The organism is Aliirhizobium smilacinae (assembly GCF_006335145.1).
In the GTDB taxonomy this organism is placed as follows: domain Bacteria; phylum Pseudomonadota; class Alphaproteobacteria; order Rhizobiales; family Rhizobiaceae; genus Neorhizobium; species Neorhizobium smilacinae.
Genome location: NZ_VDMN01000006.1, coordinates 134,648 through 159,156, shown reverse-complemented (window position 1 = coordinate 159,156; position 24,509 = coordinate 134,648). Strand labels below are relative to the sequence as shown.

General features: G+C 61.2%; 20 protein-coding genes. 3 read left to right on the top strand and 17 right to left on the bottom strand.

Features of this window, described 5'->3' with window-relative positions; translation table 11 throughout:
- Window positions 1-163 precede the first annotated feature (163 nt).
- Complete coding sequence (locus FHP24_RS22455; protein WP_139678470.1) at window positions 164-1,117, top strand: IS110 family transposase; 954 nt, start codon at window positions 164-166, stop codon at window positions 1,115-1,117.
- 34 nt (window positions 1,118-1,151) lie between these two features.
- Here FHP24_RS22455 and FHP24_RS22450 read toward each other — a convergent pair whose 3' ends face one another.
- From FHP24_RS22450 to FHP24_RS22410, 9 genes are all read right to left on the bottom strand, one after another.
- Entirely contained in the window at window positions 1,152-2,543 is a 1,392-nt protein-coding gene (locus FHP24_RS22450) for an FAD/NAD(P)-binding protein (protein WP_139678469.1), read from the bottom strand.
- Window positions 2,544-2,736: 193 nt separating this feature from the next.
- On the bottom strand, window positions 2,737-5,166 hold the full coding sequence (locus FHP24_RS22445) for a glucose/quinate/shikimate family membrane-bound PQQ-dependent dehydrogenase (RefSeq protein ID WP_180356093.1): 2,430 nt from the start codon (window positions 5,164-5,166) through the stop codon (window positions 2,737-2,739).
- Window positions 5,167-5,552: 386 nt separating this feature from the next.
- Complete coding sequence (locus FHP24_RS22440) at window positions 5,553-5,852, bottom strand: hypothetical protein (RefSeq protein ID WP_394344658.1); 300 nt, start codon at window positions 5,850-5,852, stop codon at window positions 5,553-5,555.
- The gene (locus FHP24_RS22435) at window positions 5,849-8,143 is read right to left on the bottom strand and encodes an FdhF/YdeP family oxidoreductase (protein WP_139678468.1); all 2,295 of its coding nucleotides are present in this window, start codon (window positions 8,141-8,143) and stop codon (window positions 5,849-5,851) included. The genes FHP24_RS22440 and FHP24_RS22435 overlap by 4 nt, the downstream gene beginning before the upstream one ends.
- Window positions 8,144-8,222: 79 nt before the next feature.
- Window positions 8,223-8,606: a DUF779 domain-containing protein gene (locus FHP24_RS22430; protein ID WP_139678467.1), complete on the bottom strand. Its 384-nt coding sequence runs from the start codon at window positions 8,604-8,606 to the stop codon at window positions 8,223-8,225.
- 32 nt (window positions 8,607-8,638) lie between these two features.
- Window positions 8,639-8,968, bottom strand: a complete 330-nt coding sequence (locus tag FHP24_RS22425; RefSeq protein WP_139678466.1) for a hypothetical protein — start codon at window positions 8,966-8,968, stop codon at window positions 8,639-8,641.
- Window positions 8,969-9,094: 126 nt separating this feature from the next.
- Window positions 9,095-10,603, bottom strand: coding sequence for an aldehyde dehydrogenase (adh, locus tag FHP24_RS22420; RefSeq protein WP_139678465.1), 1,509 nt, complete (start codon window positions 10,601-10,603; stop codon window positions 9,095-9,097).
- 174 nt (window positions 10,604-10,777) lie between these two features.
- On the bottom strand, window positions 10,778-11,731 hold the full coding sequence (locus FHP24_RS22415) for a helix-turn-helix domain-containing protein (RefSeq protein ID WP_139678464.1): 954 nt from the start codon (window positions 11,729-11,731) through the stop codon (window positions 10,778-10,780).
- A 114-nt stretch (window positions 11,732-11,845) separates the two neighbouring features.
- A complete protein-coding gene (locus tag FHP24_RS22410) occupies window positions 11,846-12,751 on the bottom strand; it encodes a dihydrodipicolinate synthase family protein (RefSeq protein ID WP_139678463.1) in 906 nt (301 codons plus the stop codon).
- 170 nt (window positions 12,752-12,921) lie between these two features.
- Here FHP24_RS22410 and FHP24_RS22405 point away from each other — a divergent pair, with 170 nt between their 5' ends.
- Window positions 12,922-14,838 carry a potassium transporter Kup gene (locus FHP24_RS22405; protein WP_139678462.1) on the top strand — a complete coding sequence of 639 codons (1,917 nt, stop codon included), beginning with the start codon at window positions 12,922-12,924 and terminating at the stop codon, window positions 14,836-14,838.
- A gap of 16 nt (window positions 14,839-14,854) precedes the next feature.
- Complete coding sequence (locus tag FHP24_RS22400) at window positions 14,855-15,820, top strand: magnesium and cobalt transport protein CorA (protein WP_139678461.1); 966 nt, start codon at window positions 14,855-14,857, stop codon at window positions 15,818-15,820.
- A 7-nt stretch (window positions 15,821-15,827) separates the two neighbouring features.
- Here FHP24_RS22400 and FHP24_RS29265 read toward each other — a convergent pair whose 3' ends face one another.
- From FHP24_RS29265 to kdpA, 8 genes are all read right to left on the bottom strand, one after another.
- Window positions 15,828-16,019 carry a PTS sugar transporter subunit IIA gene (locus tag FHP24_RS29265; RefSeq protein WP_180356092.1) on the bottom strand — a complete coding sequence of 64 codons (192 nt, stop codon included), beginning with the start codon at window positions 16,017-16,019 and terminating at the stop codon, window positions 15,828-15,830.
- Complete coding sequence (locus FHP24_RS29260; protein ID WP_139678459.1) at window positions 15,997-16,275, bottom strand: PTS sugar transporter subunit IIA; 279 nt, start codon at window positions 16,273-16,275, stop codon at window positions 15,997-15,999. The genes FHP24_RS29265 and FHP24_RS29260 overlap by 23 nt, the downstream gene beginning before the upstream one ends.
- Before the next feature lie 26 nt (window positions 16,276-16,301).
- Window positions 16,302-16,994 (bottom strand): response regulator, encoded by a 693-nt coding sequence (locus FHP24_RS22385; protein WP_139678458.1) that lies wholly within the window; start codon window positions 16,992-16,994, stop codon window positions 16,302-16,304.
- Complete coding sequence (locus FHP24_RS22380; protein WP_139678457.1) at window positions 16,991-19,708, bottom strand: sensor histidine kinase; 2,718 nt, start codon at window positions 19,706-19,708, stop codon at window positions 16,991-16,993. The genes FHP24_RS22385 and FHP24_RS22380 overlap by 4 nt, the downstream gene beginning before the upstream one ends.
- A 174-nt stretch (window positions 19,709-19,882) precedes the next feature.
- The gene (kdpC, locus tag FHP24_RS22375) at window positions 19,883-20,449 is read right to left on the bottom strand and encodes a potassium-transporting ATPase subunit KdpC (RefSeq protein WP_139678456.1); all 567 of its coding nucleotides are present in this window, start codon (window positions 20,447-20,449) and stop codon (window positions 19,883-19,885) included.
- A gap of 12 nt (window positions 20,450-20,461) precedes the next feature.
- The gene (gene kdpB, locus FHP24_RS22370; RefSeq protein WP_139678455.1) at window positions 20,462-22,549 is read right to left on the bottom strand and encodes a potassium-transporting ATPase subunit KdpB; all 2,088 of its coding nucleotides are present in this window, start codon (window positions 22,547-22,549) and stop codon (window positions 20,462-20,464) included.
- A gap of 59 nt (window positions 22,550-22,608) precedes the next feature.
- Window positions 22,609-22,776 (bottom strand): hypothetical protein, encoded by a 168-nt coding sequence (locus FHP24_RS28815; protein ID WP_180356091.1) that lies wholly within the window; start codon window positions 22,774-22,776, stop codon window positions 22,609-22,611.
- An 11-nt stretch (window positions 22,777-22,787) separates the two neighbouring features.
- Window positions 22,788-24,491, bottom strand: a complete 1,704-nt coding sequence (gene kdpA, locus FHP24_RS22365; RefSeq protein ID WP_139678454.1) for a potassium-transporting ATPase subunit KdpA — start codon at window positions 24,489-24,491, stop codon at window positions 22,788-22,790.
- Window positions 24,492-24,509: the final 18 nt, after the last annotated feature.

The following is a 24,509-nucleotide window of genomic DNA, read 5'->3' as shown; positions in this document are numbered from 1 at the left end:
GATGGCCTTCCCGGGGATCATGCGGTGGCGCGCCCGGACAGGAATAGGTCTTTCCGACCGGCCTCATGGTGGGCCGCTGCCGCACCAGCTTCGCATCGCTTGTTGACTTGAAAGGGCCGGCTTTCGCCGCGCCCGCAGACAATGCTAAGCATGGAGCACCATCATGACCCCGAATGCCGATAAAATCCAGTTCGCCCTCGGCTGTGACGTCTCCTGCCGGACCGTCACCATCTTCGACAGCCGAAGCCATCAGACAAGCACCGTCGAAAATACACCAGCGGCCCTTCGAAAGGCGCTTGAACCCTATGCAGGCTGCTGCGATGTGCTGGCCGTCTGTGAAGCATCCGGCGGATACGAGGACATGCTGCTGAGCGTCCTTGCCGCCCTCGCCATTCCCACCCACCGGGCCGATGCTGCCAAGGTCAAGGCCTTCATCCGCTCCTTCGGCACCAGAGCCAAGACCGATCCGATCGATGCGCGCTTCCTGGCCCATTACGCACTTGATCGCGGCACCAGGCTTTGCCGTTGGCAACTGCCGGAAAAGACGCAAAGCATGGTCAAACTGCTTGTCGCCCGTCGCGCCGATCTCGTGGCCATGCGGGTGCAGGAAACCAATAGGCTGGCAGCCCCTCGCAACAGGCCGATTGCAACTCAGATCAAAAGCCATGTCCGAGATCTCGACCGGCGCATTGTGGAGACAGAAAGGCAGATCGACCTGCTGATCGCCAAAAGCCCGCAGATGGCGCAACGCAGAACCATTCTGCAATCGGTTCCCTGCATTGGTCCCGTCGTTTCCGCCATGCTGATCGCCACCATGCCCGAGCTTGGCCATATCGATCGCCGCAAGGCTGCCGGCCTTTCCGGTTGCGCGCCTCATCCGCGCGATAGCGGCGCAATGCAGCGCCATCGAGTCACCTCGGGCGGAAGACGACAGATCAGGCCGGTGCTCTTCACCGCCGCCCTCACGGCAATCCGCGGAACGAGCCCCCTGGCAGACGGCTACCGACGGCTCGTCGCAGCCGGAAAGCCGAAGCGCCTCGCAATCAACGCCATCATGCGACGCATCGTCGTCATCGCAAATGCGAGGCTAAAAGAATACGAGACGCAACTGACTTGATGAGGGTTGAGAGATGCGTGCCCGCCAAACACCCTTAAGCGCTCTGTCGATGCCCTAACTCGGCACCGCCCGTCAGTTCACCCGCAATCTCTTCCGCCACCTGTTTCGCCTGGTTGCGAATATCCGGCACGGCGGTGATTTCCCAGAACTGGCCGGCGGTCAGGGCACCAACGGCGTAAAGCCTCTGCCGCACCGTTCCATCCGGGCAGCAGATGCGTGACCGGGCATCGACGCTGACGCCGAGACCCAGCCTGTCCATGCCGATCACGGATGTCTCGCACATCTGCTGCAAAAGCGGCGAATGGGCAATGCCGGCGCGCTCCATGCCGGTGCAGTTGACGATCCAGTCGACGGCGATCTCGTGCGTCTCGGGTGTACCGCGTTTGCGGAACCGGATGCCGATCCGGCCGTCGGCCTCCCTGATCTCGCGGATGAAACCCGCATGAACAGTGACCGTACCGTCCTCAATCAGCGGCCTGAAACGCGACCAGACCGGCGGCGCCAGCCGATGGCGGTGGATGTTCCACCAGGCAAGCGCATGCCGCATGAAGCGCGACCGCTGCGCGTCGTTGAGTTCCTGCCAGAGATATTGCGTGCGGTGTCGCAACCCATCCATCAGCCCGCGCCAGTCCGCGCCTTCGCGCACCTGGGAGCGGAAACCGGCAAGGATCTCGCTGATCTCGCGGCTTTCCGCAGGCAGACGAGGTTCAACCGGCTCCGGCTTGATCGTGGCATGAGCGTGCGGGATCAGCCCGCGCCGCGAGATGACATGGATCTTGCCGCGATGCCCGTGAGAGCGCAGCGACAGGACCTGATCGATCATCGTCAAACCGGAGCCGAGGATGCAGATGTCATCATCCGGCTTGATCGACGAGAGCCAGCCGAGCCTCCATGGGTTCTGGATGATACGATGCTGCATCTTCTGCGGGACGAGATCGGATGCGATCGGCATTTCCGCATTGCCGACGCCGAGGCAGAGCGCGACATGTTTGGCGCGCAACACCGTGTCGTTGTCGAGATGGAATTCGACATCCGCCTCGCCGGGCATCATACAGGCCGTCGCCTTGGCCTTGATGAAATCCACAGCTACCCGGTCGTCGCGCTTTCGGATCAGCGAAGCAAGCCGGTCGCGCAGGTAGAGCCCATAGTCTCCGCGCGCAGCAAAATAATCACCGATCGGCTTGCGCCCTTTTTCCTTCAGCCAGTTGAGAAAGTCGTCGGGCTGGTCCGGAAAGGCGCTCATCCGTGCCGCCGGCACGTTCAGCCTGTGAAGATAGAACTCGCTGCGATAGGCCGTACCGCGACCGAAGCCGGGATCGTCGCCGATGATGGCGATCGACCGCTCCGGGCCGAGCTGGCGTAGGAGATTGATCGTCAGGGCGATGGCAGAAAAACCGGAACCGACTACAGCGACGTCATAGGTCAAGGGTCAACTCCTGCTTAATTTCGGTAAGCCGGTCGCCACCCCATGGCGCCCGATTTCGCTACCAACCTAGTCGTGATTGAGCCGCTGTAAAGCCCCCAGCCCGACTGAGCTGTGGCAAAGCCTGAAGCTTACGAACGGAAAAGGCCGCGGCATGATCCATGCCGCGGCCCGATTTCGTCAGAGATTATATCGCTCAGTCCGGCAGAGCGTAGGCGATCACGTAGTCGCCGCGATCGGGCGACTGGCGAGCACCACCGGCCGAGATGACGACATACTGCTTGCCGGTCTTCGGCGACTTGTAGGTCATCGGCGTGCCCTGGCTGCCAACCGGCATACGAGCCTTCCAGATTTCTTTGCCCGTCGCGCTATCGAAGGCGCGCAGATAATAATCCTGGGTGGCTGCGAAGAAGACCAGGCCGCCCTGGGTGGCAAGCGAACCGCCGATGGTCGGCATGCCGATGGGGATCGGAAGACCCATCTTGATGCCGAACGGACCGGTATCCTGAACGGTGCCGAGCGGAACCTGCCACTTGATCTTCTGGCTATCCATGTCGATTGCCGTCAGAGAACCGTAAGGTGGTTCCTGGCAGGGAATGCCAAGCGCCGACAGGAAACGGTTCTTATCGACCGCATAGGGCGTGCCCTTCATCGGCACGAGGCCCATGACGGTGTTGGTGGCTTCCGAACCGCTTGCGACGGCGGTGGTCGGTGCGGCTTCCTTCATCTGGATCCACAGGCCGAGGCGCATGTCGTTGACGAAAATGGTATTCGTCGTCGGATCGGTGGAGAGGCCGCCCCAGTTCATGCCGCCCAGCGAACCCGGGAAGTTGAGCGCCAGATCCGTACCCGGAACCGTATAGACGCCGTCATAACGCATGCCCTTGAAGGCGATGCGGCACAACAGCTGGTCGAACGGGGTCGCACCCCACATGTCGCTTTCGGTCAGCGTCTGGGCGCCGATCTGCGGCATGCCGACCGACAGCTTCTGCGTCGGGGAATAGGGCTCGTTGGGGATCTTGCCCGGAACGACCGGAACTTCGGCGACGTCCGTCAGCGGCTGGCCGGTGGCACGGTCGAGAACCCAGATCTGGCCGGCCTTGGTGCCGAAGGTCAGAGCAGGAACCGTTGTCCCATCCTTCTTCTTGAAATCGACGAAGGAGGGCTGCATCGGCACATCGAAGTCCCAGAGGTCGTTGTGGACCGTCTGGTAGACCCACTTTTCACGGCCGGTGGTGGCATCGAGCGCCAGCATGGACGCGCCGTATTTGTGGTCGAGTTCGGTGCGGGTCGCACCATAAAGGTCGACCGAGGGGCTGCCGACCGGCAGGAACACGGTGTTCGATGCCGCATCATAGGAGGTGCCGGCCCAGACGTTCGGTGTCGAACGTGTATAGGTCTTGCCTTCCGGCGGTGCGGTGTTGACCGTCGGGTTGCCCGGGTCGAAGGCCCAGCGCAGCTGGCCGGTAACCACGTCGAAGCCGCGCATGACGCCGCCCGGCATATCCACCTGGACGTTGTCGGCGATACGGCCGCCGATGATGATCGTCGTGCCAGCCACCGTCGGGGCTGCCGTGAGCACGTATTGCGGATCGGCGGCGACGCCGAGGCCGACCTTCAGGTCGACGCGGCCATTGACGCCGAAATCCGTGCAGAATGCGCCGGTATCGGCATCCAGCGCAATCAGCTCGGCGGTGATCGTGTTCATGATGATGCGACGCTGGCACAGCGCACCTTCGGCAACCGTTACCGGGGTCACGGGCGTCGAACCGTCGATTGTCGGCTGCGCGAGCGGTGCGGCGGCGTCGAAATAGGCGAGACCGCGGCAGCGCATCCAGACGGACGACTTGGCGTTGATCTCGTTCTTCCAGATTTCCTTGCCGGTATCTGCGTCGATCGCGATGACGTTGTTATGCGGCGTGCACAGGAACACCCGCTCGCCGACCTGCAGAGGCGTCAGCTGGTCTTCGGCACCGCCGCCGCCGGGGCTGATCGGGGTGTCACCGGTATGATATGTCCAGGCAACCGTCAGGTCCTTGACGTTGTCGCGGGTGATCTGGTCGAGGGCTGCGAAACGCGAGCCGCCATTGGTATTGCCGTAGGCTTCCCAGTTCTTCTGCTCCTTGGCCGGATCGACCGGCGTCAGTGCAGCAGGCGTGCCGGAAAAGGCGACCGTCGGGTGCGGCACGAACATGCCGGCGAAACCGGCAGCCGATGCGACCGCGAGAACGGCGGCGACCACGAAGGACGGCAGGTAGGCCGGCGTGCGGCCGGCGGCCTTGCGCAGCAGCGGGAAGCTGAGCGCGATGACCGTGGCACCGACACCGAAAGCCAGCAGGCGCGAAATCAGCGGCCAGAAATCAAGGCCCGCATCCCAAAGCGACCACAGGACTGTAGCGATGGTCACAAGGCCGAAAAGAAGCGCGCCGGAAGGCTTGCGCAGGATGGTCAGAACGCCGGCAATGGCGATGGCGATGCCGGCCAGCACAAAATACCAGCTTCCGCCGAGAGAAACGAGTTTGCCGCCGGCTATGGCGAAGAACAAGCCCGCGAGGGCGAGGACGGCACCAAGCACGAAAAGCCAGATCTTGGCTATCGCGGACAAGGCGCCTCGAGAGGTTTCCATGGGTGTCTCTAGCTCCAGTTGTGGGTTCGACAGTGTCGACAGTCCAAGCACACAGCAGTGCCGTCAGGAGCGGGGAACAGGATCAAATGTGCTTACCGTGCTTCTGTCGAAGAAACGCGCGCGGCGGGCCGAATGTAATGCAATCGGCTAGTCGGAGGCGTCCCGTTCGAGGACTTCGAGAACTCGCTTGCCACGCCCTCCCCGCGCGCCAGCGACAGGCATCCATGCCCGCACCTGCGGTATAACGCCGCCTGCGACAAAATTGCAAGAAAATGTATGTACTATTCCGTACATAATCCGTTCGAGAATTTTGAACGATGGTCAATTAATTGATTTTAATAGATTTTTTTGGAACCATTTCAACTCGCGTCACAGCCGGATGGCCACTAAAGAGCAGCCTCGTCTCCTGCCGTCCCATCTTGCAGGACATAATGCGTCCTCAAGGTCCGCGCTTCCCGTTTGGTGACACGGAGCGAACCGCCCATCTTCACCAGCGCGTTGACTTCTCTCAAAGCAAGCGCATGGGCAACGCCGACGACCCGGGCAAACGTGCGGCTATCGCGTGCGATGCCGCGTTCTGCCGCAACGATCAGCGCCGCCTGAAGCGGCGTCAGCCGGGCATCCTTCGCCTGCATTCCGGCGACAAGCGACAGAAACTGCTCGGCATCATCCTCGTTTGCGTTCAAGCCGCCTCGCTTTTGCGGAACGATACCATGATCGACTTCGATGTCGGCGTATCGCTTTCATCGCCCGCACTGCTGAGCGGTACGAGAACGTTGAGCTCGGGATAATAACCGGCGATGCTGCCGCGCGGGATATCGTAGGGCACAAAACGGAAATCCGGCGCGACCCGTGAAATTCCGTCGTCATAGTCGCCGACGACGTCTGTCCGGTCACCGGCCGCAGCGCCGATCGCCTGCAGGTCTTCGGGATGGATGAAGATCACCTGCCGTTCGCCATAGACACCGCGATAACGGTCATCGAGACCATAGACCGTGGTATTGTACTGATCGTGCGAACGGAAGGTTTGCAGCGCGAAACGACCACCACCCTTGCGGGCGCGCTGATGCACGGTCTCTTCCGGTAGCGGCGTCGCCGAGAACGATGCCTTGCCCGCCGGAGTGTTCCATTCGCGATGAGCGGCGGTATTGCGCAGAAGGAAGCCCCGCGGCTTGCGCAAGCGGGTGTTATAATCCTCGAACCCCGGGATCGTCGCCTCGATGTGATCGCGAATGCGGTCGTAATCGTCAGCAAGCGCCGCCCAGTCGACAATACCCGAACCCACCGTCGCCTCGGCGATACCGGCAAGGATCGCGACTTCGGAGAAAAGATGCGGTGAGGCCGGGCGGTTGATACCGGCGGAACCATGCACCATGCTCATCGAATCCTCGACGCTCACGAGTTGCGAATTGCCTGCCGAATTGAGATCCATCTCGGTTCGCCCGAGGCATGGCAGGATATAGGAGACTTCGCCCGGCATCAGATGCGAATGGTTGGGCTTCGTCGCGATATTGACGGTTAGCTTCATCCGGCCAAGCGCCTTTTCGACCAGGGCGCTATCGGGCGTGGCGCGGGCGAAATTGCCGCCGAGCCCGATAAAGGCCTGCGCCGAACCATCCAGCATAGCGCCGATTGCCGCGATCACATTATGCCCATCCGTGCGTGGCGCGGAAAAGCCGAAATGTTTTTCCAGTGCATCGAGGAAAGCGGCGGGCGGTCTTTCGTTAATGCCGACCGTGCGGTCTCCCTGCACGTTGGAATGGCCACGCACCGGGCAAAGGCCGGCACCGGGCCTGCCGATATTGCCGCGCAACAGCATGAAATTGGTAATCTCGCGGATCGTCGCGACGGAATGCAGATGCTGGGTGACACCCATCGCCCATGTACAGATCGCCCGATCGGCACGCATATAGACATCAGCCGCCCGCTCGATCTCTTCGCGGCTCAGGCCCGACTGGTCCTCGATCTCAGCCCAACCCGTTCGATCGACGGCGGCGCGATAATCGGCAAGACCGGCGCAATGCTCTTTGAGGAAATCATGATCGAGAACAGCGGCTTTGCCCGCGGCGACCGCTGCATCCTCCGCCGCAAACACCGCCTTCGCCATGCCGCGCACAGCCGCCATGTCGCCGCCGAGACGCGGCTGGTAATACTGGCTGGCAATCTCTGTGGAGCTGCCGCGCAACATCTCGATCTTGTCCTGCGGATCGGAAAACCGCTCGAGACCCTTTTCACGGACTGGGTTGAACACGACCACATCGGCACCGCGGATCGCTGCCCGGCGAAGATCGCCCAGCATGCGCGGATGGTTGGTGCCGGGGTTCTGGCCGATGACGAAAATCGCATCCGCCTTTTCGAAATCTTCCAGCAGCACCGTGCCCTTGCCGACGCCGATCGCTTGTTTCAGCGCAACGCCACTCGCCTCGTGGCACATGTTCGAGCAATCGGGAAAATTGTTGGTGCCGTAGACACGGACAAACAGCTGGTAGAGATAAGCCGCCTCGTTGCTGGCCCTGCCGGATGTGTAGAACTCCGCCCGATCGGGACTATCGAGGTTTTTGAGCATGCTGCCGATTTCGGCAAAGGCGTCTTCCCAGGCAACGGGCAGGTAACGATCACTTGCCCTGTCATAACGCATCGGATGGGTCAGGCGGCCATTCAGCTCCAGCTTGTAATCGCTGAGCTTGCGCAGTTCGGATACCGTATTGCCGGCAAAAAAGGCTGGAGTGGCGCGTTTTTCCGTCGCTTCCCAGGAGACGGCCTTTACACCGTTTTCGCAGAATTCGAAGGAGGAGCCATGCTCGGGGTCACCCCAGGCGCAGCCTGGACAATCGAAACCGTCCGACTGGTTCGCCTTCAACATGGTACGGGCGCCGGTAAGCGGCGATCCGCTTTCGAGAAGCCGCTTTCCGCAGCTCTTCAATGCTCCCCAGCCACCTGCGGCAGAGGACTTCTTGCCGATAAATGATACAGTCATGACGAATGCTATTGATGATCGTCAAGAGCACATCAAGCCGCCTGTTCGGATGACTCGATAGACAAAAGCTATCAGACTGCTATCCGCTAACCTGCGGAATGGCGCACGCCTCTCCACCACCGAAAATGCGCGAGCGGGTGAGGAAGCGTTTTTCCCGTCCGTTGTCCAGCGAGAACATGCCGCCCCGGCCCGGCACGACGTCGATGATCAGCTGCGTATGTTTCCACACCTCGAACTGGCTGCCGCTGATATAGACCGGCACGCCACCGATCTCGCCGAGTTTCACGTCATGATCGCCGACGATGAAATCATCCGTCGGATAACACATCGGCGAAGACCCGTCGCAACAGCCGCCGGACTGGTGGAAGAGGATCTCGGGATAGTCCTGTTTGATTTCCGCGATCAGGTTCAAAGCCGCATCGGTAGCGGTGACACGCGGTTCGCCGTTGACGGTAGTGTCCATGGCTGCTCCTCCAAGAACGTAAATTGTTAAGCTCAGGCGACGAGCTGGATGAAGTCGATCAGAATGGCGAGGAACACACCCGATACGGTCATCGCCAGACCATAGAGAAACATCCTGCTGGCCTTGTCATAGACACGTCGCTGCAGTGAATCGTGACGCAAAAAGACCACCAGGGAACTGCCCTGCGTGATAATGCCGGCCGATAGAAACAGCATGGTCGGCAGGTCGATCAATGTCCAAGGCACCGGATTTTGGGCCCACTGACTGAGAAACGTGAGAGAGAATGAAAGGATGATCCCGACGACGGTCAAAGTCCCGTTGCGGAACAGCATTTCGACGAGAGGCTCATTTTCATTCGACATCACGCAAGATCTCGATTGCCGCAATACTGACTTTCTATCGCATAATCCTTTCAAGACGATTGCCAGCGGCGTGACCGACGAAAAAACCGGGCAGGAGCGTTGCCCCTGCCCGGCCCGCATCTGATATCAGAAGAAGCCGAGCTTCTTCGGGCTGTAGCTCACCAGCATGTTCTTGGTCTGCTGGTAATGGTCGAGCATCATCTTGTGCGTTTCGCGACCAATGCCCGACTGCTTGTAGCCGCCAAACGCCGCATGCGCCGGATAGGCATGGTAGCAATTGGTCCACACGCGACCGGCCTGGATTTCCCGGCCGAAGCGATAGGCGCGGTTGCCGTCACGCGTCCACACACCGGCGCCGAGGCCGTAAAGCGTGTCATTGGCGATTTCGAGCGCTTCCGCATCGGTCTTGAACTTGGCAACCGACACGACCGGCCCGAAGATTTCCTCCTGGAACACCCGCATCTTGTTATGGCCGGCAAAGATGGTCGGCTTGATGTAATAACCGTCGGCCAGTTCACCGCCGAGATCGTTGCGCGTACCGCCGGTCAGCACTTCCGCGCCTTCCTGCTTGCCGATATCGAGATAGGAGAGGATCTTCTCCATCTGCTCCGTGGACGCCTGCGCACCGATCATCGTCGATGCGTCGAGCGGATTGCCCTGCACAATCGCCTCGACACGCTTGACCGCCCGTTCCATGAACCGGTCGTAGATGCTCTCATGCACCAACGCACGGCTCGGGCATGTGCAGACCTCGCCCTGGTTGAGCGCGAACATCGCAAACCCTTCAAGCGCCTTGTCGAAGAAGTCGTCGTCTTCGTTGAGCACGTCGGCAAAGAAGATGTTCGGCGACTTGCCGCCAAGTTCCAGCGTCACCGGAATGAGGTTCTGGCTTGCATATTGCATGATCAGCCGGCCGGTCGTGGTTTCGCCGGTAAAGGCGATCTTGGCGATGCGCGGGCTCGACGCCAGCGGCTTGCCGGCTTCCAGCCCGAAGCCGTTGACGATGTTCAGCACGCCCGGAGGCAGAAGATCGCCGATGATCTCGGCCCAGACCAGCAGCGAAGCGGGCGTCTGCTCGGCCGGCTTGATAACCACGCAATTGCCGGCGGCCAATGCCGGTGCCAGCTTCCAGGCGGCCATCAGGATCGGGAAATTCCACGGAATGATCTGCCCGACGACGCCGAGCGGTTCATGGAAATGATAGGCGACGGTGTCATTGTCGATCTCGCCGATCGAGCCTTCCTGGGCGCGAATGCACGAGGCGAAATAGCGGAAATGGTCGATGGCCAAAGGAATGTCGGCCGCCATCGTTTCGCGGATCGGCTTGCCGTTGTCCCAGGTTTCGGCCTGGGCGAGAACCTCCAGCTTGTCCTCCATCCGCTGGGCGATCTTCATCAGGATATTGGAGCGTTCGGCCGGTGCGGTCCGCCCCCATTTGTCCTTGGCCGCATGGGCAGCATCGAGCGCGGCGTTGATATCCTTTTCGTCCGAACGGGGGATTTCGCAGATCTTGCCGCCGGTGACCGGCGTGATGTTGTCGAAATACTTGCCCGAGATCGGCTCTTTCCACTCGCCGCCGATAAAGTTGCCGTATCTCAGCTTGAACGGCGATTCGACGATTTTCTGGTGCAGCATGTCATCCTCCCATGATGTATCTGCTCCCGGTTCACGACCGGTTCGGAAGGGAATGTGCGGCGGGTTGCTCCTGACGAAAAGCAGGCCGCGACCATATGGCGGTGCACACTGTCGCACCCTTGCTACAGTGGAGGGCCGCGAACGATGCGGCACCGCAAAAGAAGTTGATTTATCTCAATGCAGGCCGAACCGGTTCATCTTGCGATGAAGCGTCGCCCGGCTCATGCCAAGGGCGATCGCCGCCTGCGAGACATTGCCATTGGCGCGCGACAAGGCACGCATGAGCGCTGCCCGCTCTGCCGCGACCAGATCCTGACGGTCATCAGGCATGCTCTCATCAAGCGCATCGGATGCCGGAATGCCCGCGGCGATACGCATATCGTCGAGGCCCAGCGCCAGACGTGCCGCGCGGGTCGCACCGATCACCAGATCGTTGCGATCAACCGCCAGAAGTGCTGCCGCGGCGTGCGCTGCCTGCGGCACGATCAGGAAACGCGCACCCGGAAATGCGGAACGGAACAGATTGAGCTCGATTCTCAGCGCAGCGTCACGCACCGTCTGCGCAAGGATGGACAGCACCATTTCATTGACGTCGTCCCGGCATGTGGAAATGTCGAGCGCCGCCGCCACTTCGCCGCGATGGTCGCGGATCGGCGCGGTGGTACAACTCAGCCCGGTATTGGAAGAGAAGAAATGCTGGTCGCGAAAGATCGAAACGGCACGTTCATCTGCAAGCGCAGTGCCGATGCCGTTGGTTCCGATGCTGGCTTCGGTCCAGATCGCAGCCGTCCACAGGCCGAGATCATGAAAGGCCCTGTCGTCACCCATCGCGCCGCGGCGTTCCAGAGCCACGCCATTGCGATCGGTCAGCAGCAGGCAGCAACCGGACTTGCCGACTGTCGAGAACAGCCGATCGAGCTCCTCGCGCGCCTCCGCGATCAATCGATCGGATGCCTGCCGGGTCTGACGGAACTCGCTCTCGCTAAGTCGCTCAGGTACGCGGTTCTGCTCCGGCGCAAGGTGATGCATGACCATGCAGCGTCGCCACGACGCGACGACAGGGGAACTGGCGGCAACGGACTGGGCCGAAGCGTAAACCGCGTCCGCATGCAGTGGATTCTGGTGCATGGGCTCCTCCCAGCAAATGCTGCATCAAGTTTCGCTAAAAAAGCAGCACATTGCAATCGACGAGCATAGAACCCACGAACTATTTATCGGCGGGCGACACAGCCATGAACCGCTTCATGCAACGCGCCGCATGCTGAGCCCGCACCTCGCAAAGGGTGCAAAGGCTTGCCGCACACGGATAACCGTTTCCGGTTCCGCCGCCACCAGCGGCAGCCGGACATCGGCCAGGGACTGGTGAATGAAGGACTGCGCCTCTTTCACCGCAACGACCTCGTCGCGCCCGAGAGCTATCGCGGCAGCATCGACTGCCCTTTCAAGCGAATTCGAAGCACTGGAGCGTTCGGACATGGCAATAAGAGTTTGCACTGGCGACGGGATAACGTTGGCGAGCGGCGATATGGCGCCGTGTCCGCCCATGTCCAAGAATTGCAAAATCGCGCGATCATCCCTCGAAAGATGCAGAAAGCGGTCCTTCATGAGCGCGGACAGCCCCGCAAAATGAGAAAGGCGATCCATGCCGTGACAGATGCCGATGATGATATCGAGACTGGCGATCCTTTCGAGCAAGGCTGACCCATAATCTCTGGCGGTCCTGCCCGGATCGTCATCGACGATAACGGGAATGCTGGCCGCAGCGGCGACTTCATGAAAGTGATTGAGAACCCCCTTCGGCATAGGCTTCGAATAATAGGGCACCGTCACCAGCAGCGCATCCGCGCCCAGATCTTGGGCACGGCGGCACCGTTCGATCGTCTCGGCCGTACAATTGGTGCCGGTGGCAGCGATGACGGTCAGATGCTGGCTGCCTCTGGCAATACAGGCTTTCAGCAGCTCATCCCGCTCGTCTTGGCTCAGGCTGGGTCCCTCGCCGATCGGGTCGCCGACCACAACACCATCGACGCCGGCGACGATCTGCCGGTCGATTGCGGCCTCGAATGCCCGGACATCGATTCGGCCATCAGAAAACGGCGTCAGCAGGGGTGTGAAAGTTTGCCGCCTTGCGCGATGGAAGGGTGTCATGCTGTTGCTCCTGTTTTTGCAGGAACCACCATCGCTCCAAGCGCATAGGATTTCGATGCCGGGAGCGAGACTATGACATCAAAGTCTTATATGCATGCATTTGCCATGCTCGCGGCGGTACCCCATATTCCGCGGCAGAGACAAACCTTGGCCGCGCGCCTGGAGACCTTATGACCGCATCGCATGCCGCCGCTTCCGATACATCTTCGGAAACCCGCAAATTTCTTGTGCTGCTGCTTGGGTCGATTGGGGTCGTATATGGCGACATCGGCACCAGTCCGCTTTATGCCTTCCGTGAGGCACTGCGCCCGTTTGCGGCCAATGGCGGCGCACAGCCGGAACATATCATCGGCCTCATTTCGTTGATGGTCTGGACGCTGACGATCATCGTCACCTTCAAATATGTCCTCTTTCTGCTGCGCGCCGACAATGACGGCGAAGGCGGCACGCTTTCGCTTCTGGCGCTTCTGATGAAAAAGACAGGCAGCTATATGCCTGTGCTTTTCTTTGCGGGCCTGATCGGTTCGGCGCTGTTCATCGGCGATGCGATGATCACGCCGGCCCTGTCGGTCATGTCGGCGCTCGAAGGCATGAAACTCGTGACGCCGGCCTTCTCGGACTATATCCTGCCGCTTTCCGCCGCCATCATGGTCTGTCTTTTCATGGTTCAGTCCAAGGGCACCGAGGCCGTGGCAAAGTTCTTCGGCCCGATCACGGTCATCTGGTTTCTTGCCATGGCTTGGGGCGGCCTCATTCATATAAGCGATGACTGGAGGATCCTCGAGGCACTCAATCCGGTCAACGCACTGTGGTTCATCACCCATGCGGGCTGGGCCGGCCTGATCGTGCTCGGCGCGGTCTTCCTGACTGTGACCGGTGCCGAAGCGCTTTACGCCGACCTCGGACATTTCGGCCGCAAGCCGATCAGTGTCGCATGGTTCATTCTGGTGTTCCCGGCGCTTGGCCTGAATTACCTCGGCCAAGGCGCGCTCGTTCTTGCCGATCCGTCGACAATCTCCAACCCCTTCTATCTGCTTTACCCGGAATGGGCGCTGCTACCGATGGTGATCCTGGCCACGATGGCGACGATCATCGCCAGCCAGGCGGTCATCACCGGAGCCTTCTCGCTCTCCCGTCAGGCCGTGCATCTCGGCTTCCTGCCACGCCTTGCGATCAAGTTCACGTCGGAAACCAATACCGGGCAGATCTATGTTCCCGCCGTCAACATGGTCCTGTTCATCGGTGTCATCGTCCTGATCTTCACCTTCGGCGATTCCGAATCGCTGGCCACCGCCTACGGCATCTCGGTCACCGGAGCGATGGTTGTGACGACGCTGATGGCCTTCCAGTTCCTTCGCGCAGTCTGGGGATACCGCGCGATCACCGCGGCGATACTCCTCGCACCGCTGTTTGTCATCGAGGCGATTTTCCTTGCGGCCAACCTCTTGAAGATACACGATGGCGGGTGGGTGCCGGTGATGCTGGCGCTGGTCATCATGCTGACCATGTGGACTTGGACCAAGGGCTCGAAATACCTGAAGGAAAAGACCGCCAAGAACGACATACCGCTCGATACCTTCATCACCTCGATCGAAAGCTCGATCGAGCGGGAATCGTCAAGCGCACCGGTAACCGTGCCGGGTACCGCGATTTTCCTCACCAGCGTGCCTGACCGTACCCCGGCGGTGCTGCTGCATAACCTCAAGCACAACCATGTCCTCCACGAACAGAACGTCATCCTGACGATCTGGACCCAGGACAAACCCTACGTTCCGGCCCAGGAACGGGTCGAGATGACGAGGCTGTCGAAGCGTTTCATCCGCCTCGACATCACCTTCGGCTACATGGACGAGCCGAACGTCGCCAAGGCACTGACCGTCTGCAAGAAGAAGGGCTTTAAGTTCGAGATCATGCAGACCTCCTTCTATCTCGGTCGCCGAAACCTGATCGAAACACCCAATACCGGCCTGCCGCGCTGGCAGGAAAAGCTCTATATTGCGCTCGCCGATTTCGGCATCGATCCGTCCGCCTATTTCAAGCTGCCGCCGAACCGCGTCGTCGAGCTGGGCGAACAGGTCGCAATCTGATGTTGCGGGCAGTTCGATGACCATCGTCGCCTCCTATATCTACAGCAATGGCAAGCGTGGGCGAGAAATCTCGATCGACGAGCCGCGCCCGCCGCTGACTGGCAATGATTTCGTCTGGATCGGCCTGCATGAGCCGGCAGCGGAAGAACTGGAGAAGCTGGCGAAAACCTACGGGCTGCACGAACTTGCGGTCGAGGATGCGGTCAACGCCCATCAGGTGCCCAAGGTGGAGGCCTATGGCGACCAACTTTTCGTGGTTGCCAAGACCGCCTATCTCGATGGCGACAAGATCAAATACGGCGAGACCGCGATCTTCGTCGGCCAGCACCATATCATCAGCGTGCGGCACGGCTCGGCTCGCGGCCATGCGGAAGTCAGGGCCTTGCTTGAAGCCTCGCCGCAACTGCTGATCCAGGGACCGGATTACGTGCTGCACGGCATTATCGACTTTATCGTCGACGGCTATCTGCCGACCGTCCAGACGATCGAGGACCGGGTTCTGGAAATGGAGCAGAAAATGCTCGCCAATTTCCTCGAACGCGAACAGATCCGCCGCCTGTTCCGGCTGAGACGCCAGCTGATCCTGTTCGGCCGCATTCTGGGACCGATGTCGGAAGTGGCGGGCAAGCTCGTCAATCTCGATCTCCCCTGCCTCGACAAGAAGGCAAAACCCTTTTTCCGCGATGTGCTGGATCATGTCCGCCGGGTGGAAAGCATGGTCGGTGGCCTGCGCGAAGTCATCACCTCGGTGTTCGAGGCCTCTAACCTTCTGGAACAGCAGCGCCAGGGCGTCATCACAAGACAGCTCGCCTCATGGGCGGCCATTCTCGCCGTGCCGACGGCGGTGGCCGGCATCTACGGCATGAATTTCGAAAACATGCCGGAGCTGAAGACCGAGTACGGTTATTATGTCGTCCTTGGCGCCATCGTCGCGCTTTGCGGCGTGCTTTATTACCGTTTCAAGAAAGTCGGCTGGCTCTAGGAAGCGATCAGTCTCGCGTCAGCAGAATATAGGCCTCTTCGGATGTCGCAGCCGACCGAACAGCGTCAGCAATGACGTCGTCCCTGAGGCGGCGGGCGATGCATGACAGAAGGTTGAGCCCGTGCTTCTGGTCTGCCGGTGGCGAAAGAAGCAGGACGATCAGATCGACCGGCACCTCATCGACAGCCTCGAAATCCATCGGCTTCGACAGGCGCACGAACAGGCACAGACTGTGCGGTAAGCTCATCCATGATTGCGTGGGGAATGGCTACGCCCTGCCCGACACCGGTAGACCCGAGGGTTTCTCGGCTCGTCAGGGCAGCAGACACGATCGAGGCATCGACGCCGGTTTTCTTCGAGGCGAGATCAGCCAGCTTGACGATGAGTTCTCTTTTCGAGGCCGCAGCCAGATCCAGGCTGACATTCTCGGGCAGGAGGTAGTCGCTTAATTGCATGCATGCTCCATCGGCATTTCGAAAAATCAGATCTCTTCGACCAGTCGGTAACCGACGCCGGTCTCGGTCAGTATGTATTTTGGCTGATCGGGTGCCGCCTCGACTTTCTGCCGCAGCTGGCGCACATAGACCCGCAGATATTGAACATCGGTCAGCCCATCCCAGACATGTTCCAGCAGAAAACGGTGGGTCAGGACCTTGCCGGCATGCTGCACGAGAATGCGAAGGATATCGTATTCCTTGGGCGACAGTTTCACGTCTTTGCCACCCACCTTCACAATCCGTTTTACCAGATCGACTGTCAGGTCCCCCGTTTGAAACACGGGCTTTTCGCCTTGGGTCTGCAGCCGGTGGCGTAGTGCCACCCGGATGCGCGCGCCAAGCTCGTTCATGCCGAAGGGTTTCGTCACATAGTCGTCGGCGCCAAGTTCCAGCGCCTTGACGATACCCGCCTCATCGGTACGGCTGGACAGGATGACGATCGGCAGGGTCACACCCTCGCCGCGCCACTTGGCCAAAAGATCGTGGCCGCTCATGTCGGGCAGGCCGAGATCGAGAATGATCAGGTCCGGCTTGTCGGTGCTCACCAGCTCCATCGCCACCTTGGCATTCATCGCCTCGCTGATGGCGTAGTCCTGTGTGGCCAGCCCGACGCGCAACAGTTTGCGGATCGGCGGTTCGTCATCGACGATCAGGATGCGCACCGCGCCATTGGTCATTGCTCGTCTCCCACGATAGGCATTTCGACCGGTACCGGCATGCGGATGGTAAAGATAGCGCCCGATCTATCGGACCGGTTGTCCGCCCGGATCGTGCCGCCCATGGCTTCGACGAAGCCGCGGCAGATGGCAAGCCCGAGACCCGTGCCGGCCCTGACCCGGTCGCGTTTGCGCACCCGGTAGAAACTGTCGAAGATCCGCTCCAGATCCTGAACCGGCACGCCCGGCCCCTCGTCCATCACCGAAAGCAGCACGAAATTCCCGTCCCGCTTTCCGCTTATGCCGATCACGGTCCCCTCCGGCGCGTATTTCGCGGCGTTGTCGATGAGGTTGAACAGGACCTGCTCGAACAGCACCGGATCGACCTTCAGCATCGGCAGATCGGCAGGAATAGCGACCTCGATCCTGTGCCCGGCGGTGATCTTCGCCGCCCGGCTGAGCGCGGTCCCCGCCATGTCGCCGGCAAAATGGAATGCATAGTTCGGCTGCATCGACCCCGAGCCGAGGCGTGTCATGTCGAGCAGGTTGACGATGAAGCGGTTCAGCCGTTCGGATTCGTCGATGACGGTGGTCAGCAGCTCTGCCCGCGTCTCTTCCGGCAATTGCGGACCCAGATCCTTCAGCATGTCGGCGGAGCCCATGATCGCCGCAAGCGGCGTTTTGAGATCGTGGCTGATCGAGGTGAGAAGCGCGGTGCGCAGCCGGTCAGTCTCGGCCGCCAGCTTCGCCTTGTCGACGTCGGATACCAGCTGTACCCGCTCGATTGCCAGCGCAGCCTGATCCGCCAGCGCCTCGAAAAGCCTCTGCTGGTCGGGTGTCAGAAGCGGCCCCTGCCGGTCGTTGTCGAGACCGATCACGCCAACCGCCTCACGGCCGGTGCGCAAAGGCAGATACAATCGCTTGGCCCCCGGGAGAGTATCGGCGGCGCGTCCGGCTGGACGATTATGTTCCCAGGCCCATTTGGCTGCAGCGATATCGGCATCGACCAGCGTATCGTCCGGCGGATACCCCGCCTTAACGGCGATAGATCCGTCTTCAGGCAGCAGGATCACCACCCTCACCTTCAGCATCGAGGCGATCTGGAAGGCCGTTGCCCAGAGCACGTCATCCAGCGTGCCGGTGCCGGCAAGCTTCTTGGAGAAAAGATAAAGGTCTTCGGTCGTCCTCGCCCTCTGCCGTGCAGCGACGGCCTGCCGCTGTACGGCAGCCGTGAGATTGGAGGCGACGATCGCAACGCCGAGATAAAAGAACAGTGCGATCACGCTTTCCGGATCGCGCACGGTGAACGTGTAGCGCGGTTCGAGGAAGAAGAAGTTGAACGAGATCGCCCCGAGCAGCGAGGCGAAAAGCCCCGGCCCCAGCCCGCCCCGGACGGCCGACGCCAGCACCGACATCAGAAAGACCAGTGCCAGATTGCGCACGTCGAGCGTCCGGTCGAGCGCGATGCCGGCGCCGATTGCCAGCGCCACGAAACCGGCACTCTGCAGATAATGTTTCACCCGGAAGGGTTTTGGCGCCTGGGCAACCTTCACGCCGCGCTCAGGCGCGCCCTCATTCGCATTGCCGGAAATCACATGGAGGCTGATGCCGCCCGCATAACGGATCAGATCATGCGTGACGGACCCCTGCCAGAGCTGCCGCCAGCGCGGCATTCCCGGCCGCCCGACGACGATATGGGTGAAGTTGTTGGCATTGGCATAAGCGATGATCTCGCGCGACGGAGACAACCCCGGCAGCGTCACCGCCTCCGCGCCCAGCTGCTGCGCCAGCCGCATATTGGCCGCCAGACGATCCTTGTCCTCTTCCGAAAGCGTCGCATCCCGCGGCGTATCGAGATGTAGCACCGCCCAGGGCGCCCGCAGCCGATCCGCCTGCCGTCTGGCATAACGCACCAGGCTTGCACCATTGCGACCATGATCGAGGCAGACAAGCAACCGCTCGCCGGCCGCCCAGGGGCCGGAAATCGCATTCGCCTGCATGTGGTTGAGCAGCTGCTCGTCGACCCGCTGCGCGGTGCGCCGCAGCGCCAGCTCGCGCAAGGCCGTCAGGTTGCCGGGCGAAAAATAATTCTCGATCGCCCGCCGCGCCGTCTTCGGCATATAGACCTTGCCGTCATTGAGCCGCTTGATCAGATCGTCCGGCGTGATGTCGATGATCTCGACATCGTCGGCCCGGTCTATAATCAAGTCCGGCACCGTCTCGCGCACCCGGATGCGGGTGATCTGCGCCACGACATCGTTGAGGCTTTCGACATGCTGAATATTGAGCGTCGAATAGACGTCGATCCCCTGCGCCAGAAGCTCCTGCACATCCATGTAGCGTTTCGGATGCCGGCTGCCGCTGGCATTGCTATGGGCAAGTTCGTCGACCAGAACCAGCGCCGGCCGCCGGGCAAGGATCGCGTCGAGATCCATTTCCTCAAGGCTCTGGCCGCGATAATCGATCTCTTTCCGCGCAATGATCTCGAACCCGCCGACCAGCGCCTCGGTTTCCCGGCGCCCATGGGTCTCGACCACGCCGATCACCACATCGACGCCATCCGCCTGTCGCGCCCGGCCGGACATCAGCATCTCATAGGTCTTGCCGACGCCGGGGGCAGCCCCCAGAAAGATCTTCAGCCGCCCACGACCTTCCCGCTCCGCCTGCCGCAGCAGCGCGTCCGGCGATGGCCTGTTATCCGTGTCTCGGCCGTTCTCGCGACTGGCGTCGGGCATGAAGGTTTATCTCTCAGGGTGGCTCCGCCCCTCATCCGCCTGCCGGCACCTTCTCCCCGTTCAGACGGGGAGAAGGAGACGAGCCGCGAGCCATCCGTTCCCCCTCGCCCCGCCTGCGGGGAGAGGGTGGCCGAGTGGAGCGGAGGCCGGGTGAGAGGCAAACGCCTGCATTCGTTACGTCTTAGAACCATCCAGCGCCATGTTCAACGCCAGCACGTTGACCACCGGCTCTCCGAAGAACCCGAGTTTGCGGCCCTCGACATGCGCATCGACCAGCGCCTTGACCTTGGCCTCGTCCATGCCCCGCGCCTTGGCCACACGCGCAACCTGGAAGAAAGCGGCTTCCGGCGAAATATGCGGATCGAGCCCGCTGCCGGATGCGGTCACCAGATCGATCGGAACCTCGGCATTCGGGTTTGTCGCCTTGGCCGCCTCGTAATCCGTCTTCACCCGGTCGATCAGTTTCTGGCTGGTCGGGCCGAGATTGGAGCCGGAGGACGATGCGGCGTTATAGCCATCACCTGCAGCCGACGGGCGACCATGGAAATATTGCTCGCCGGCAAATCCCTGGCCGATCAGAGAAGAGCCGATCACCTGACCGTCTTTTTCGATCAGGCTGCCATTCGCCTGCGCGGGAAACACCGCCTGGGCGATGCCGGTCATGGCGAAGGGATAGATCAGGCCGGTAATGGCGGTTGTGGCAACGATCATGACGATTGCCGGACGAAGCTGCTTCAACATGGAAAATACTCCTTAAGCCAGACCGAGCGCGGTGATCACCACGTCGATCGCCTTGATGCCGATGAACGGGACGATGATGCCGCCGAGGCCGTAGATCAGCAGATTGCGGGACAGAAGCGCACCGGCGCCGATGGCGCGGTAGGTGACGCCCTTGAGCGACAGCGGGATCAGCGCGATGATGATCAGCGCATTGAAGATGATCGCCGACAGGATGGCGCTTTGCGGTGTCGCAAGCCCCATCACGTTCAAGACGCCGAGCTGCGGATAGAAGGCCAGAAACATCGCCGGGATGATCGCGAAATATTTGGCGATGTCGTTGGCGATGGAAAACGTCGTCAGCGCCCCGCGGGTCATCAACAGCTGCTTGCCGATCTCGACGATCTCGATGAGCTTCGTCGGATCACTATCGAGATCGACCATGTTGCCGGCCTCGCGGGCGGCGACCGTGCCGGTATTCATCGCCACGCCGACATCCGCCTGCGCCAGCGCCGGAGCATCATTGGTGCCGTCGCCGCACATGGCGACCAGCTTGCCCTTGGCCTGTTCTTCGCGGATCAGCGACAGCTTGTTCTCCGGCGTCGCCTGGGCGAGAAAATCATCGACGCCGGCTTCGGCAGCGATCGCCGCCGCCGTCATCGGGTTGTCGCCGGTGATCATCACCGTCCGGATGCCCATCTTGCGCAATTCCGCAAAACGCTCGCGAATGCCACCCTTGACGATATCCTTGAGGTGGATGACGCCGAGCAGCCTGCCATCACGGGCAACGGCCAGCGGCGTACCGCCGGCCTTGGCGATTTCTGCCGCGATCGCCTGCAGCTCCCGCACCGTCTCCGATTGCGGGCTGGCGGCTATCGCCGCATTGCCCGACACCGGCAGCGAGCCGCCGCCGACATAGGCGAGCACCGCCTCCACCGCGCCCTTGCGGATCTGGCTTCCGTCGAGATCGACGCCGCTCATCCTTGTCTGGGCGGTGAACGGCACGAATGTCGCCTTGAGGCCTGCCATGTCGCGACCACGGATCGCATATTTTTCCTTGGCCAGCACGACGATCGACCGGCCTTCCGGCGTCTCGTCGGCAAGCGAGGCAAGCTGCGCCGCATCAGCCAGATCCTGTTCGGACAAGCCGCGGACCGGGCGGAACTCGGTCGCCTGACGGTTGCCGAGCGTGATCGTGCCGGTCTTGTCGAGCAGCAGCGTGTCGACGTCGCCGGCAGCCTCAACCGCACGGCCGGACATGGCCAGCACGTTGAAGCGCACCAGCCGGTCCATGCCGGCAATGCCGATGGCCGACAGAAGCGCGCCGATCGTCGTCGGGATCAGCGTCACGAACAGAGCGACAAGCACAAAGATCGAGATCGATCCGCCGGCATAGGTCGCAAAGGCCGGGATCGTCGCCGTCGCCAGCACGAAGATCAGCGTCATCCCGGCAAGCAGGATGTTGAGGGCGATCTCGTTCGGTGTCTTCTGCCGCTCGGCGCCTTCGACCAGCGAAATCATCCGGTCGATGAAGGTCGAACCGGCAGCGGCGGCAATCCGCACCCGGATGACATCGGACAGAACCTGCGTGCCGCCGGTAACCGCCGAACGATCGCCGCCGGATTCGCGGATCACAGGCGCGCTTTCGCCGGTAATCGCCGCCTCGTTGACGGAGGCGACACCTTCGATCACTTCGCCATCCGACGGAATGATGTCGCCCGCCTCGACCAGCACGATGTCACCGACCTTGAGGCTGGTCCCGGCAACCATCCTGTAGTCCCGGCCATTGGCGTTGGTCAGAAGCTTGGCCTGGGTTTCGGTGCGCGCCTTGCGCAGACTGTCCGCCTGCGCCTTGCCGCGGCCTTCGGCTACCGCTTCGGCAAAGTTGGCAAATAGAACGGTAAACCAGAGCCAGAGATTGATCTGGAAGGAAAAGCCGAGATTGTCGCCACCGACGGCAAGGTCGCGCAGGAACAAGACGGTGGTCAGGACCGAAACCGTGGCCACGACGAACATGACCGGGTTCTTGGCAAGTGTGCGCGGGTTGAGCTTGATGAAAGCGCCGCCCACGGCAGGAATGAGAATGCGACTATCGAGGATACTCGCGGATTTGGACTGGCTCATGAAGAGGCTCCAGCTTGGATGAGGCGACCGTGCTGCTCCTGAAACATCAGGAGCGCCGGTCAGCCGTGCAGGATTTCGACGGCGCAGACGATGGCGAGAACACCCGCCATCATCGCCAGAATTGCGTTGGAGCCGCACCATCTCCGAGATCCTTTCGGGGACCTCCCCTCACCCCGCATCTGCGAGGCAAGGGTTGACTGGCGGCGGAGTGCCTGACGAAGGCTCATGGGTGTGTCTCTTAGAAGGTTTGCCCGGCGATCATCATCAGGTGCTCGACGACCGGGCCGAGTGCCAAAGCCGGCATGAAAGTCAGGCCGCCAACGATCAGGATCGTGCCGACGAGAAGCCCAACGAACAGGCCGCCATCGGTGGGGAAAGTGCCGGCAGAGGCGGGAACCGTCTTCTTGGCGACCAGCGAGCCGGCAATCGCCAGAGCCGGGATGATCACCAGGAAACGGCCCATCAGCATGCCGAGACCGAGCGTCACGTTGTACCAGGGCGTGTTGGCGGTGAGCCCGCCAAAGGCCGAGCCGTTATTGGCGGCGGCAGACGTGTAGGCGTAGAGGATTTCCGAAAACCCGTGCGGGCCACCGGTGCCGACAGATGCCACCGCCGACGGCAGGACGCTGGCGATTGCGGTAAACACCAGCATGGCGAGCGGCAGGCAGAGGATCGCCAGAACCGCCATTTTCATCTCCTTCGCCTCGATCTTCTTGCCGAGATATTCCGGCGTGCGCCCGACCATCAGGCCGGCCACGAAAATGGCGATGATGATGAACAGGATGATGCCGTAAAAACCCGCACCGACGCCGCCGACAATGACTTCGCCGAGCTGCATGTTGATGAGCGGGATGAGACCGCCGAGCGCCGTGAACGAGCCGTGCATGGCATTGACCGCGCCGCAGGAGGCAGCCGTGGTGATGACCGCAAACAGCGAGGACATGACGGTACCGAAGCGGACTTCCTTGCCCTCCATATTGGCACCCTGAAGGCCGAATGCATGCATGATCGGATTGGCCGCGGCTTCCGCCCAGTAGACGATACCGACGCCGGCAATGAACAGGATGCCCATGGCACCGAGGATCGCCCAGCCCTGACGCTGGTTGCCGACCATCCGGCCGAAGACGTTGGTAAAGGCAGCCCCGATCGCAAAGATCGACAGCATCTGGATCATGTTCGAGATATTGTCGGGATTTTCGAACGGATGCGCCGAATTGGCGTTGAAGAACCCGCCGCCATTGGTACCGAGCATCTTGATGGCAAGCTGCGAGGCGACCGGGCCGAGCGCGATCGTCTGTTTGGCACCCTCGAGCGTCGTTGCATCCACATAAGGACCTAAGGTCTGCGGCACGCCGAGCCAGACGTAGATAAGCGTCAGCACGATGCAGGCCGGCAGCAGAATATAAAGGGTGGCGCGGGTCATATCGACCCAGAAATTGCCGATCGCTTTGCCCGAGGCGCGCGAAAAGGCGCGGATCAGGGCAATCGCAATCGCTATGCCGGTTGCCGCAGACACGAAGTTCTGCACGGCCAGGCCCACCATCTGGCTGAAATAGGACATCGTGCTTTCGCCGCCATAACTCTGCCAGTTGGTATTGGCGACGAAGCTGACGGCGGTGTTGAAGGACAGTTCCGGCCCGACAGCCGGCATGCCGGCCGGGTTCATCGGCAGTATGTCCTGGAAGCGCAGCAATGCGTAAAGGACCACTGTGCCGAGAAGATTGAACATCAAAAGTGCAAAGGCATAGGTCGTCCAGTGCTGCTCTTCCCGTTCATTCGTGCCGGCAAGCGCATAAAGTCCCCGTTCGATCGGAACGAGGACCGGCGAAAGAAGCGTGCGCCCGCCGGAAAACACTCGGGCCATATAGGCGCCGAGCGGTTTGACGAGCACGATCAGGATCCCGCAGAAAACGAGGATCTGTAACCATCCGTTGAGGGTCATGTGAGGAAACTTTCAGTT

Bases quoted from the DNA above. Each gene is read 5' to 3' on its own strand.
- FHP24_RS22455 (WP_139678470.1), top strand. From the start codon at position 164: ATGACCCCGAATGCCGATAAAATCCAGTTCGCCCTCGGCTGTGACGTC.
- FHP24_RS22445 (WP_180356093.1), bottom strand. From the start codon at position 5,166: ATGGAAACCTCTCGAGGCGCCTTGTCCGCGATAGCCAAGATCTGGCTT.
- FHP24_RS22435 (WP_139678468.1), bottom strand. From the start codon at position 8,143: ATGACTGTATCATTTATCGGCAAGAAGTCCTCTGCCGCAGGTGGCTGG.
- FHP24_RS22430 (WP_139678467.1), bottom strand. From the start codon at position 8,606: ATGGACACTACCGTCAACGGCGAACCGCGTGTCACCGCTACCGATGCG.
- FHP24_RS22425 (WP_139678466.1), bottom strand. From the start codon at position 8,968: ATGTCGAATGAAAATGAGCCTCTCGTCGAAATGCTGTTCCGCAACGGG.
- adh (WP_139678465.1), bottom strand. From the start codon at position 10,603: ATGCTGCACCAGAAAATCGTCGAATCGCCGTTCAAGCTGAGATACGGC.
- FHP24_RS22415 (WP_139678464.1), bottom strand. From the start codon at position 11,731: ATGCACCAGAATCCACTGCATGCGGACGCGGTTTACGCTTCGGCCCAG.
- FHP24_RS22410 (WP_139678463.1), bottom strand. From the start codon at position 12,751: ATGACACCCTTCCATCGCGCAAGGCGGCAAACTTTCACACCCCTGCTG.
- FHP24_RS22405 (WP_139678462.1), top strand. From the start codon at position 12,922: ATGACCGCATCGCATGCCGCCGCTTCCGATACATCTTCGGAAACCCGC.
- FHP24_RS22400 (WP_139678461.1), top strand. From the start codon at position 14,855: ATGACCATCGTCGCCTCCTATATCTACAGCAATGGCAAGCGTGGGCGA.
- FHP24_RS29265 (WP_180356092.1), bottom strand. From the start codon at position 16,019: ATGGATTTCGAGGCTGTCGATGAGGTGCCGGTCGATCTGATCGTCCTG.
- FHP24_RS29260 (WP_139678459.1), bottom strand. From the start codon at position 16,275: ATGCAATTAAGCGACTACCTCCTGCCCGAGAATGTCAGCCTGGATCTG.
- FHP24_RS22385 (WP_139678458.1), bottom strand. From the start codon at position 16,994: ATGACCAATGGCGCGGTGCGCATCCTGATCGTCGATGACGAACCGCCG.
- FHP24_RS22380 (WP_139678457.1), bottom strand. From the start codon at position 19,708: ATGCCCGACGCCAGTCGCGAGAACGGCCGAGACACGGATAACAGGCCA.
- kdpC (WP_139678456.1), bottom strand. From the start codon at position 20,449: ATGTTGAAGCAGCTTCGTCCGGCAATCGTCATGATCGTTGCCACAACC.
- kdpB (WP_139678455.1), bottom strand. From the start codon at position 22,549: ATGAGCCAGTCCAAATCCGCGAGTATCCTCGATAGTCGCATTCTCATT.
- FHP24_RS28815 (WP_180356091.1), bottom strand. From the start codon at position 22,776: ATGAGCCTTCGTCAGGCACTCCGCCGCCAGTCAACCCTTGCCTCGCAG.
- kdpA (WP_139678454.1), bottom strand. From the start codon at position 24,491: ATGACCCTCAACGGATGGTTACAGATCCTCGTTTTCTGCGGGATCCTG.